The following is an 11,280-nucleotide window of genomic DNA, read 5'->3' as shown; positions in this document are numbered from 1 at the left end:
TTGAAAATGCGTGTTTTGTTGACAGGTGCCACTGGTTTCGTAGGCCGTGCTGTACTGGGCCGGTTAGCGGCTTCTGAAGATCTGGAACCGGTGGCAGCCATTCGTGGGCATGCCTTGCCCGACTGTCCGGCGCGCGTTACAACTGTTCAAACCGCCGGGCTCGAAAGTGATGCCGATTGGTCGCAGGCGCTGGATCGGGTGGAGGTCGTCATTCACAGCGCGGCGCGTGTCCATGTGATGAATGACACCGAGTCCGATCCGCTGGTGGCGTTTCGCAAGGTGAATGTCGAAGGCACACTGAATCTTGCCCGGCAGGCGGCTGGTCAAGGGGTTCGACGTTTTGTGTTCATTAGCTCGATCAAGGTGAATGGTGAAGGTACGCCGCTCAATGAGCCCTATCTTGCTGATGCTCCACCCGCGCCAGCGGACCCCTATGGCGTATCAAAGATGGAGGCCGAGCGAGGGTTACGCGAAATCGCGATCGATTCAGGGATGGAGGTCGTGATTATTCGTCCTGTGCTCGTTTACGGCCCGGGTGTCAGGGCCAATTTCCTGAACATGATGCGCTGGCTGGACAAGGGGGTGCCACTGCCATTCGGGGCTATCCATAATCGACGCAGTCTGGTCGCGCTCGACAATCTTGTTGATTTAATAGTGACCTGTATTCGTCACCCTGCTGCAGCGAATCAGATTTTCCTTGTGAGTGATGGGGAAGATCTGTCCACTACGCAGCTCTTGAGGCGCATGGGGCAAGCGCTGGGCAAGCCTGCACGGTTGTTGCCTGTTCCGAGTGTGCTGCTTGAGCGAGGAGCGCAGCTTTTAGGTAAGCAGGCTTTATCGCAACGGCTTTGCGGGTCGTTGCAAGTCGATATAAGCAAAACTCGAAAGCTGCTGGGCTGGACTCCTCCCGTTAGCGTCGATGAAGCTCTGGTGTCGGCTGCGAACTACTACAAGGACAGGCAGCGATAAGCTGGCTAACGGCAGTGCTGGTTCAATTGCAAAATTGATTTTGGCTGTTTCAGGAAGTTGATCTTTGAACACAATTTGGTTGTTGGCTGCTGTGGTTGGTGTTTCATTTTTGGCCACGGGTGCATTGCGCAAGTATGCCTTGGCACGCAGTTTGATAGATATTCCGAATTCACGAAGTTCACATTCGGTCCCGACACCGCGTGGTGGAGGTGTGGCCATCGTCCTGAGTTTTCTGATTGCGTTACCGGCGCTTGTCTGGGTAGATGACATGGCCTGGCCCATGGCGTTGGCTCTACTTGGAGCCGGTGGGTGGATAGCAGTCATAGGTTTTCTTGACGACCACGGACACATTGCTGCCCGGTGGCGCCTGCTGGCGCATTTCGCTGGTGCCATCTGGGCATTGTTCTGGATTGGCGGCATGGCCCCGATCAATGTGTTCGGTTACGAAATAAGTCTGGGATGGTTTGGTTATGTCATCGGGGCTTTTTTTCTAGTCTGGATGCTCAATCTCTATAACTTTATGGATGGTATTGATGGTCTGGCGAGTGTCGAAGCGATTTGCACCTGTGTCGGCGCTTGTCTGGTGTATTGGATTGGCGGTCATGTGAGTCTCTCCATTGCCCCGTTTGTGCTGACAATGGCCGTACTCGGTTTCCTTGTCTGGAATTTCCCGCCAGCGCGTATTTTCATGGGCGATGCCGGGAGTGGTTTTCTAGGCATAGTGCTGGCGGTGTTGGCCCTGCATGCCGCATGGACTGCACCGGTGTTTTTGTGGGCATGGCTTATCCTGTTAGGCGTATTCATTGTTGACGCCACTTTTACCTTGCTGCGACGCCTGTTGCGTGGTGACAAGGTCTATGAGGCTCATCGCAGCCATGGATACCAGTACGCTTCACGGAAATTCCGCAGCCATCGTGTGGTCACAGTCGTAATAGCCGCTGTCAATTTGTTGTGGTTATTGCCGGTCGCTATATTGGTCGTCATGCAGTACCTGGATGGTGCGACAGGATTGATTCTTGCCTATGTGCCTTTGGTGGCGCTGGCATTCAAATTCCACGCTGGCGAGTTGGAAATCGCGAACAATGCGTGATGGTTGCTCTGGCTATCACGCAATGCCTTATCCACAAGAGATACCAAAAGCTGTAGTTGCTGTATCAATGCTGGGAGCTTCGAGAGGTGTTTAGAGGGGTTATGGATAAAATTCGGGCGCATTTATTAAGTCTGCCAAGACGACATAAGCGAATTTTGCTGGTTCTGACTGATATTTTTCTGGTCTGGTTTGCCTTGTGGATGGCGTTTGTTGTACGTCTGGGGCTGGACGAGATGGTCAACCCCCTCACTCAGCATGTTTGGCTTTTTGTCAGCGCACCTGTCGTGGCAATTCCCCTGTTCATCCGCTTTGGCATGTATCGCGCGGTGATGCGGTACTTCGGAAATGATGCGCTCATTGCCATTATCAAGGCCGTCACATTATCGTCCCTGATCCTGGGCGTCTTGCTGTACTGGTACAGCAACCATCAGAACGTCGTTCCCCGCTCGATCATATTCAACTACTGGTGGTTGAGTCTTATCATGATCGGGGGATTGCGCTTCGCCATGCGCCAGTATTTTATGGGTGATTGGTTCAGCGCGGTTCAGCATGTTCCGTTTACGAGCAGGGATGATGGCTTGCCAAAAGTCGCGATTTACGGTGCGGGGGCCGCCGGCAATCAACTCGTTACCGCCTTGCGAATGGGGAGGGTCATGCGACCTGTTGCCTTTATCGATGACGATAGTGGTATTGCCGATAGGGTTATTTCGGGGCTGCAAGTATATAAGCCTAAACATATCCAACAAATGATCGACAACACGGGCGCTCAGGAAATTCTCCTAGCCATCCCGTCATCCAACCGTGGTCGCCGCCGCGAGATTCTTGGTTTTCTCGAAGGTTTTCCTCTGCACGTTCGAAGTGTCCCGGGCTTCATGGATCTGGCCAGTGGCAGGGTCAAGGTCGACGACATCCAGGAAGTAGACATTGCCGACCTGCTCGGCCGCGATGCTGTTCCGGCTCAGGGGGATTTGCTCGAGCACTGCATCAAGGGGCAGTCCGTTCTGGTTACAGGTGCTGGAGGCTCCATTGGCGCCGAACTCTGCCGTCAGATCCTGGCACTCGGACCCACGACACTTTTGCTGTTTGAGCATAGCGAGTTCAATCTCTACAGCATCTTGTCCGAACTGGAACAGCGAATTGCACGAGAGTCATTGCCGATTCGTCTTTTGCCAATTCTTGGGTCTGTGCGCAATCAGGAAAAACTTCTGGATGTGATGAAATCCTGGCGTGTGGATACGGTGTATCACGCCGCGGCTTACAAGCACGTGCCTATGGTCGAGCATAATATTGCTGAAGGTCTGCTCAACAATGTGATCGGCACACTGAATACAGCACAGGCGGCACTTCAGGCCGGTGTCTCCAACTTTGTATTGATTTCGACTGACAAGGCCGTGAGGCCTACCAATGTAATGGGCAGTACCAAGCGTCTTGCCGAGTTGACGCTGCAGGCGCTCAGTCGAGAGATGGCACCGGTATTGTTCGGTGACACGACCAACGTTTCTCGGGTTAACAAGACGCGCTTCACAATGGTGCGGTTTGGGAACGTTCTGGGATCGTCCGGTTCGGTTATTCCGCTATTTCACAAACAGATCAAGTCGGGGGGGCCACTGACGGTCACTCACCCCAAGATTACTCGATACTTCATGACCATTCCCGAAGCCGCGCAGCTGGTTATTCAAGCGGGTTCCATGGGGCAGGGCGGGGATGTTTTCGTTTTGGACATGGGGGAGCCTGTGAGGATTGTTGAGCTCGCCGAGAAGATGATCCATTTATCTGGTTTGAGCGTCCGTTCGGAAAAAAATCCGCATGGCGACATCTCTATCGAGTTCACGGGCCTGCGTCCGGGTGAAAAACTTTATGAGGAATTATTGATCGGTGACAACGTGGCTGCCACTCAGCACCCGATGATCATGACTGCCAACGAGGATTACCTGTCCTGGGATGTGCTGAAGGTCAAGCTGAGCGAATTGCTCCGCGCCGTTGATCAAGACGATTATGCGCGTGTTCGCCAGTTGTTGCGCGACACCGTTAGTGGCTACTCCCCGGATGGTGAAATCGTCGACTGGATCTACCAGCAGCGACGCCTGGAACCCTGATTGTTTCATATTTTGCAATGTACATATTTTTGACAGCGCCATTACATAGCCTAAGTTTGAGGAGCAGCTTCGGAAAAAGCTGCCTTCTATAACGCCGTCATGGAGCTTCAATTATGCGTACAGGCTATTTTTACTCTCTGGTTTTTGCCCTTCTCACCAGTGTTCCCGTCGTTACTTTCGCTGCTCCAGTGACCAGTCCCGAGGTGCTCAAGACACCTCAGGTACTGGATGTGGCCGCCAAGGGGCAAGTGGGCAAAATCGATCTTAATCGTGCCGATTCAGCAACGCTGCAGCGTGAACTGTCGGGTATAGGCGAGGCCAAGGCCAAAGCGATTGTTGCATATCGTGAAAGCAATGGGCCATTTGCGTCAGTAGATGAACTGCTGGAAGTGAAGGGGATTGGTAAAGCGCTTCTGGACAGAAATCGCGAGAAGATCGAATTGAACTAAGCGTGTAATTGAACGAAAAAGGCCGATCATTGCAGGCTGTGTAAAAACCTAGCAATCTGCTGGCCGGTTAAAGAAAATGCCCGTATGGCAAGATACGGGCATTTTTCTTATACGCTATATCCAAGGTGAAAAACCGCTCCTGGTGGCCTGAGCGGTTAATTCGTTGTAAGCGCTCCATGAACCCCACATTCAAAGCGCTTAGCTGATCCCGGATGCTGTGCTCCCGATTCCCTCAAGAGCCAGCCCGCCATGATGCGCCCCGATGCAAAAGTCGAAAAAGTCTATCTTTACCCCAAACCCGTGGACTTTCGAAAATCCATTGATGGCCTGGCCGCGCTGGTCGAACTGGATATCAAGGTCGCGGTATTCGACCCTGTGCTTTTCGTCTTCCTCAACAAGCCGGGCTCAGGAGGTGCCGACGCGTCTGCTTGATGGCTATCGCGGCTACGTGATGACCGATGATTATGCCGGTTACAACGCGCTGGGCGCGCAGGAGGGGGTTGAGCGTTTAGGCTGCTGGGCGCATGCACGACGCAAATTCGTCGAAGCGCAAAAAGTACAGCCCAAAGGCAAGACGGGACGTGCCGACATCGCGCTGAACCTGATCAACAAGCTTTATGGCATCGAACGCGATCTACAGGCCGGCAACGACGGCGAGCGTAAAACCGGTCGTCACGCGCACAGCCTGCCGGTGCTGGCTCAGTTGAAAAACTGGATGGAAAAGACACAGCCTCAAGTCACAGCTCAGAACGCCCTGGGCAAAGCCATCAGTTATCTGGCCAACAACTGGAACAAACTTGCGTGGTATGTCGAGGAAGGCTACTTGCCGATTGACAACAACCCTGCCGAACGCGCCATCAGGCCCTTCGTGATCGGAAGGAAGAACTGGTTGTTCACCGACACGTCCAAAGGCGCGACGGCCAGTGCTCAACTTTACAGCCTGGTCGAGACAGCCAAAGCCAACGGCCAAGAGCCCTATGCGTGGCTGCGCCACGCACTTGAGCGCCTGCCGACGGCCTCTTCGGTTGAGGATTACGAAGCTTTACTGCCCTGGAACTGCTCGCCGGTATCGCGTAGTTAAACGCGCTATCCATCTTGATGGCTGGCGGGGTTTACGGATCGCTTACGAAGTGTCACCGTGTTCATGAGAGATCCTCCGCCAAAAACGAGAAAAGCCCTGCAAGCGTAAACCTGCAGGGCTTCTCGGTCAGGCTGACCATCTCAATAAACCCGCCGTAGCGGGTCATGTTGAGATTGAAGCTGTTATGAAGTCATAACGTTTAAGTAACGCTGATTCGTTTCCTCACGTTAACTCCAGCTAATACCGGACAACAAATGAACAGCGTGAACGCGTAAGGCATCCAGACAATTGGCCGCTGATATATACTAAACAGGAACAGCGCGAAAAACAGTAATGCCCATTTCGGCAAATCAGCTCTACGCAGAAGCGCGATAGCAAGCAAAATCATAGAGCCTGCAAAAAGGATCATCCCGATGATCCCAAAGTCCGTGAATATTCTCGTTACCACTTGAGAGACTCCACCAAACGTTACGCTAGCGTCAGAGCTTACCCCGAACATAAGAGTCTTCAAACCTGAAGACCAATAGTCATTGAGCAGTTTCTGCATTTCAGGAAGCGATCTATTGTTTATGTACTGAGTCTGACGCAAGGTTGAGGCCGGTAATTCAGTGGTGTTTTTCACTACCGAAGCTTCCGATGCCTGCGTCTCTGGGAAGCTAGCAACTAGCTCCGGAGGAGAAGACAATGGTCCTGTCAAGCTAGGCGCCGATGTAGTGACTTCGACTCCAGGGCCTTTCGCATTCGTTTCTGTGTGGAAAGAATCTGGCTTGATGACTCCTGCGGCAAGCAGCCCTGCAACTACGCTCAGAGCGAGAGGCGCCAAGGTTCTGGCAGATCGGGTCAGCACCAGGCGAGCAGCAAAACCAGCGACTGTCAGCACTGCAAACGCCAAAGAAAACGAGAGCAACCCGCCTACGAAAAGTAGGATGGTGGCTGTTGACCTGATCCGGAACCTATGGGCTGCGAGCAGAAATGCTGAAACGGTACCCACCATCCCCGGCTCATCATAAACCGCACACAAACGGTAGAGCGTTCCGCCCCATGGTAGAGACGTCACGTTATTCCCAAGCAATAGCACACCGGGCACATTCAGATAATAACCCCCCGCTGCGGCCATTACAGGGTTTAGAAGCGGGCTGTGATTAAAGCTGATTTGAAGCCCGAGAATGGCGCCAATCGATACCAAAACACCTGGCAGCAAGCTCAACCCGAAGATAATCGAAAATGCTTTTATAAGTTCGGCTCTCCGACTGTCTTCGAATACGAAGAGCGCTAGCATAGTCGGCAGAACGAAATACCAACGTGTAAAGCTTCCGTCCGTTTTCGGGAGGAAGCTTATGTAGACTATAAAAATTGCCATCATGGCAAAGCCGATCATTTCACTTTTACGTGGCCTATCACCAGCGATGAACGCGAGCGCCGCAATGACGCCAGCCGTTAGTCCGGCAAGTGCAATATGCCTACTGGAGCCCCATAAAAAGTACGGATTCAAAGATATCCATGAACACAGCGCTAAAGCAGGGGCAAGCAAGAGACTGCCACGATTGACGAATGATGAATACATTCCTGATTTCCTTGAAATGCTAAGCCGATAGCCGGCAAGTGTATCGGGCACTCGGGATCTACTTGGCGCTTGCCACAATCGAGTCTCGCTTAGCTCGGGTGAGCTCCACGACGCATACCCTGTCGACCCCCACTATATCCAGAGAAGCTATCGCACAGGACATGTCGGATTGGTTTTGCTTACTCCAAGAGCGTGAGCCTACTTTGATTAGGCATCCCTCTTGATCTCTTACGGATTTTGGGACCGCATCAATCAGGTCCACATCCGGGATACTACAATCTCTCGCTTCCTGATCTGCCGTTTTCCAAGCTGCAGCTGCTTACTCTACCAAAGACGAGCCCAGCGCAGAGGAAGAAATCAAAACCAGAGCCAACCCCGCCAACGTAATCCGTTTCGGTGATGCACAGCGTATTACCTTGGCCAAAGTCATTGCCAGTCGTCCTTTAGGCGAACATATAGTCAGTAGGCCGGCATGCTATCAGCTTTGAGACTGGTCTGCGACAACACACCAGCCGTCCCTGGCATAGGATCGCTTGGGCTACTTCTCCGCTTCAGCCTTCCTGGCTGCAGCCAGAGCTACCTTTTCCGTATCGCAAGGAGGACCGACCTTATGGGTACCGTCGGCGTAGACGAGCTTCGCGCTGATCTTCCCGCTGCGCGGCCATTGTGTGTACTGAATTTTCATCCTGCGAGAGCCTCCGCTACGACCGTACCAGAAGAGGCCAAAGCCGCTCCGTTGTAGTAGGTCTGATACTTGTCGAGGTACACCACCGCGCCTGTCACCCCACTGTTCACATGATACAAACGCGCCTTGTTCATATCGTTTCCGCTCAGCACCGTCTTGGTCGTGCCGTTATCGGTAGTTATGGTGCTTGACGGCAAAACGCTGTTTGCATAGTCGCCAGAACGGTTGTCGGGATTGATAGTGTTTCGATGCAGGTAAGGCTTAAAGCAACCCGACAGATAGATGAACGGATCGTAGATGCCCGTGTAGCGGGACGAGTAACCAGGGTGCTCCAACTGATTGATCGTGATTTGAGGCTGTTCGACGTTGATCAACGCCAGCGCCCCGCCGTTGGTCGTGATGTTGTTGTCATGGATGGCCATCTGCTGAGCGCCAGACAAGCCGATCACCTCGATACCGCAGTTGCGACCGGTAATCGTGTTGTGCTGGATCGTGAGGCTGTCGCCCATGTAGGTGCCGTGGATGCCGCTGTTGATCCAGCAACGCTCCACCACGCCTGTGAAGAACCCGTCGAGATTCTTGACGCTATTGTCGAACTCCAGGCCACGCCCCAGAACATCACCGATCTCAACGTAGCCGATACTCAGCCTTGGCTGTTGATGCCAGCTCATCCCGTAGCCCAAGTAGTCACACATCCATGACCCGGCTACCCGGCTCTTTTCCCGGTTCAGCGTCAGTTTCAGACGCTGCCTCAAGAACCGCTCGACGCCGGCCATCACTCGCTCACCGGAACGACGCCTACGCACATAAATGTTCGCATCGTCGGCGTAGCGCACGAAACGATGGCCTCGCCGCTCCAATTCACGATCGAGTTCGTGGAGCAGGATGTTCGACAACAACGGCGAGATAGCGCCGGCAACAATAGAGCAAACTCTCGGATAAAATGGGGGCTGTGCATTGTCATGGAGAGTTTTGCTGCGAGGTATGCGGGATGCCCCGGCGTCGAGATTGTTCTCGTCATTGAGGTCATCGCCCCCACTGACGGGAGAATTCAGTCATGAGCCGAAAACCGCGGATCTGGCGTATTCGTCTGGCTTTTGAGCCAAATCGATTCTCTTGTGAAGAGCTCGAGAGGGTCTACGAGCAGCTAAAACCGACAGAAACGCGGACTTCCTCAGAGTTGTCGCAATCCCGGTCCCCTGTGAAAAAGCATCGTACTGCCAAGCGAGGTGAGCAATGAGCCAGGCTGTGATGGTGGCGCTCTATGCCCGGGTATCCTCTGACCAACAGGCTAAACGCGGCACGATTGAAAGCCAGATTGCCGCGCTGATGGAGCGGATCGTGGCTGATGGCGCCCAAGTCGTTGAGGACATGCGCTTTATCGACGCTGGCGTCAGCGGCGCGACGCTGATTCGCCCACAATTGGAACGGCTCAGAGACCGCGCTGCACTTGGCTTGGTAGATCGTCTCTACGTCCTGTCCCCCCAGACCGGCTGTCACGAAAATATGCCCACCAGGCATTGCTGATGGAAGAACTATCGGCGTGCGGCGTACAGGTCGTATTCCTCAATCATGCCATCGTCGCGGCAAGCTTCATGGCGCCAAGCGGGGCAGTACCAGAGCTTGCGCGACAAGCCATTAGCTACTGATGCTCCTGTGCTACCACTCGGGTTGAACAGGATATTGGTTCCCGGGGAGGATTGCAGAAACTCAAGGCGCTTCAGGTTGTCTTTTTCTTTAATCGGATCAGTCGTTTATTTGCAACTAGTCTTATGCCTGAAGGCGAACGACGGTCAGGCGAGGCGTCTGGCATAAGGATGTGAATGAAAAGGCTCATTGTCGTGATTGCCGTACTGACATTGGCGGGTTGTACGACTAATGCAAGGACCCATGCGGTACACGGGGTCAGTGGCGTCGAGATCGATTGCTCGGGGCTGGGATCGGGGTGGGAGAGGTGTCAAAAGCGAGCTGACAGGGAATGTAAGGGGGCAGGTTACAAGGTTGTGGCCAGGTCCGACGACGCCAAGGATGAAGATGAATACTTCTTTGGCTTCAATCCTGCGGGTTTATTGACACGGACCATGTTGGTTATCTGTAGGTGAGCTGGGTGCCGGGGCGCGGACGCTCATGCGGGGAGAGAATGCGGTAAATGCAATGGGCTGTTCAAAATCGTCCGGGCGTGCTAAAACCTTTGAAGCGCTGATCTAGCTGCTTGAAAAAGAAGGGAAAAATATGACGAAGTCGGAGTTGATCGAACGAATTGTCACCCATCAAGGACTGCTCTCATCAAAGGATGTGGAGCTGGCCATCAAGACCATGCTTGAGCAAATGTCCCAATGCCTGGCCACCGGCGATCGCATCGAGATCCGTGGCTTCGGCAGTTTCTCGCTGCACTATCGCGCACCGCGCGTGGGACGCAATCCGAAAACCGGTCAGTCTGTCAGCCTCGATGGCAAGTTCGTTCCGCATTTCAAGCCCGGCAAGGAGTTGCGTGATCGGGTGAATGAGGATGAGGAGGAAGTGTCGTGATAGTAAACGGAGTTTGGGTTGTTACTGATGTCTAATATTAAACGCGTAATGCTTGCGGTTTTGTTGTTGCTATTGATCTTAGTGGTCTTAGTGTTCGTCCTGGAAAACCAACAAACCATTTCGATGGTGTTTCTTGGGTGGACAGGGCCTGCATTGCCCGTGTCGGTAATTGTAGTGCTTTCACTGTTGGTAGGGATGGTGTTGGGGCCTCTATTGTTTTGGCTATTGCTTAGGATCAGGAAGGTGTCGCGGACGTCAGCCAAGTAAATTGTAAAGAGATGAGCGTTCGGTTGACGGTTCAGTGATGTTTTCCGGGTATCGGTAATCCATCGTTTTCGATTTGTTATATCTGCAACTTTTTTCACTTCGGTAGATAGAGTGGTTCCTCAAGAATGCAGGAGAAGTGCGCCTGCTAGTCTGCCTACCTTGCTTGTCGATGGGGTATAACTTTAGTGTGGTATTTGTTGGGGTGTCTGTACTGCTCAGTCTACGGGCTCGATGGTAGAAACTAGCAGGTTGTTAAGGCTGGAAGAAGATATTAACTTTCGGCAGCGGTAGCATGCTTGAGTTGGGGCAGGAACAGTAAAAATAATCACTGTTTTGATGATTTGTTATTGTCGGTGCGATGTTCTGTGGGTTGCATGTAATAAATATTTGAGAGTTTCTCAATTTTGTTGGTTGGTTTAAGTGATGAGGAGATATCTTCTGCGCACTATGCAGTAAAGTCCAATCACATCTTACGGCCGGTTGCCCTATCATGACGGCCTTGCAAGGAGAGGGGGCTGCGTGATCGTTGAGTCGGGCGCCTGACTGGTTT

10 protein-coding genes and 2 pseudogenes are annotated in these 11,280 nt (G+C 52.9%); 10 read left to right on the top strand and 2 right to left on the bottom strand.

The annotated features are described in order from the left end of the window. Positions 1–6: 6 nt before the first annotated feature. The 6 genes and pseudogenes from AC1D19_RS23960 to tnpC all read left to right on the top strand — a co-directional run. Positions 7–969: a UDP-glucose 4-epimerase family protein gene (locus tag AC1D19_RS23960; protein WP_477764746.1), complete on the top strand. Its 963-nt coding sequence runs from the start codon at positions 7–9 to the stop codon at positions 967–969. Positions 970–1,033: 64 nt separating this feature from the next. Next, complete coding sequence (locus AC1D19_RS23955; RefSeq protein ID WP_477764745.1) at positions 1,034–2,059, top strand: MraY family glycosyltransferase; 1,026 nt, start codon at positions 1,034–1,036, stop codon at positions 2,057–2,059. A gap of 101 nt (positions 2,060–2,160) precedes the next feature. After that, positions 2,161–4,155 carry a polysaccharide biosynthesis protein gene (locus tag AC1D19_RS23950; protein ID WP_477764744.1) on the top strand — a complete coding sequence of 665 codons (1,995 nt, stop codon included), beginning with the start codon at positions 2,161–2,163 and terminating at the stop codon, positions 4,153–4,155. A gap of 113 nt (positions 4,156–4,268) precedes the next feature. Next, positions 4,269–4,604, top strand: coding sequence for a ComEA family DNA-binding protein (locus AC1D19_RS23945; protein ID WP_477756448.1), 336 nt, complete (start codon positions 4,269–4,271; stop codon positions 4,602–4,604). A gap of 249 nt (positions 4,605–4,853) precedes the next feature. After that, a complete protein-coding gene (tnpB, locus tag AC1D19_RS23940) occupies positions 4,854–5,036 on the top strand; it encodes an IS66 family insertion sequence element accessory protein TnpB (RefSeq protein ID WP_477759892.1) in 183 nt (60 codons plus the stop codon). Then, positions 4,996–5,685 (top strand): annotated as a pseudogene (tnpC, locus tag AC1D19_RS23935) (IS66 family transposase); the annotation flags it as partial. The gene tnpB and the pseudogene tnpC, both read left to right, overlap by 41 nt. Before the next feature lie 199 nt (positions 5,686–5,884). On the opposite strand, the gene AC1D19_RS23930 reads toward tnpC, so the two are convergent. Both AC1D19_RS23930 and AC1D19_RS23925 read right to left on the bottom strand, forming a co-directional pair. After that, positions 5,885–7,249, bottom strand: a complete 1,365-nt coding sequence (locus AC1D19_RS23930) for a hypothetical protein (RefSeq protein WP_477764743.1) — start codon at positions 7,247–7,249, stop codon at positions 5,885–5,887. Between the two features lie 1,308 nt (positions 7,250–8,557). Further along, positions 8,558–8,848 (bottom strand): annotated as a pseudogene (locus AC1D19_RS23925) (reverse transcriptase domain-containing protein); the annotation flags it as partial. Between the two features lie 322 nt (positions 8,849–9,170). Here AC1D19_RS23925 and AC1D19_RS23920 point away from each other — a divergent pair. The 4 genes from AC1D19_RS23920 to AC1D19_RS23905 all read left to right on the top strand — a co-directional run bounded on the left by AC1D19_RS23920 (position 9,171) and on the right by AC1D19_RS23905 (position 10,730). Continuing rightward, entirely contained in the window at positions 9,171–9,461 is a 291-nt protein-coding gene (locus AC1D19_RS23920) for a recombinase family protein (RefSeq protein ID WP_477756943.1), read from the top strand. A 296-nt stretch (positions 9,462–9,757) separates the two neighbouring features. Next, entirely contained in the window at positions 9,758–10,036 is a 279-nt protein-coding gene (locus AC1D19_RS23915) for a hypothetical protein (protein ID WP_477764742.1), read from the top strand. A 130-nt stretch (positions 10,037–10,166) separates the two neighbouring features. Continuing rightward, complete coding sequence (ihfB, locus tag AC1D19_RS23910) at positions 10,167–10,463, top strand: integration host factor subunit beta (RefSeq protein ID WP_108215432.1); 297 nt, start codon at positions 10,167–10,169, stop codon at positions 10,461–10,463. A 27-nt stretch (positions 10,464–10,490) separates the two neighbouring features. Next, entirely contained in the window at positions 10,491–10,730 is a 240-nt protein-coding gene (locus AC1D19_RS23905) for a lipopolysaccharide assembly protein LapA domain-containing protein (RefSeq protein WP_477759890.1), read from the top strand. Positions 10,731–11,280: the final 550 nt, after the last annotated feature.

This window comes from Pseudomonas sp. P1_C12 (genome assembly GCF_056406435.1).
Note: the sequence above shows the minus strand (reverse complement) of the source record. Positions and strands in the feature narration are given on the sequence as shown.

Coding starts and splice junctions, on each gene's coding strand:
- AC1D19_RS23960 (WP_477764746.1), top strand. CDS start 7: ATGCGTGTTTTGTTGACAGGTGCCACTGGTTTCGTAGGCCGTGCTGTA.
- AC1D19_RS23950 (WP_477764744.1), top strand. CDS start 2,161: ATGGATAAAATTCGGGCGCATTTATTAAGTCTGCCAAGACGACATAAG.
- AC1D19_RS23945 (WP_477756448.1), top strand. CDS start 4,269: ATGCGTACAGGCTATTTTTACTCTCTGGTTTTTGCCCTTCTCACCAGT.
- tnpB (WP_477759892.1), top strand. CDS start 4,854: ATGATGCGCCCCGATGCAAAAGTCGAAAAAGTCTATCTTTACCCCAAA.
- AC1D19_RS23930 (WP_477764743.1), bottom strand. CDS start 7,249: ATGTATTCATCATTCGTCAATCGTGGCAGTCTCTTGCTTGCCCCTGCT.
- AC1D19_RS23920 (WP_477756943.1), top strand. CDS start 9,171: ATGAGCCAGGCTGTGATGGTGGCGCTCTATGCCCGGGTATCCTCTGAC.
- AC1D19_RS23915 (WP_477764742.1), top strand. CDS start 9,758: ATGAAAAGGCTCATTGTCGTGATTGCCGTACTGACATTGGCGGGTTGT.
- ihfB (WP_108215432.1), top strand. CDS start 10,167: ATGACGAAGTCGGAGTTGATCGAACGAATTGTCACCCATCAAGGACTG.
- AC1D19_RS23905 (WP_477759890.1), top strand. CDS start 10,491: ATGTCTAATATTAAACGCGTAATGCTTGCGGTTTTGTTGTTGCTATTG.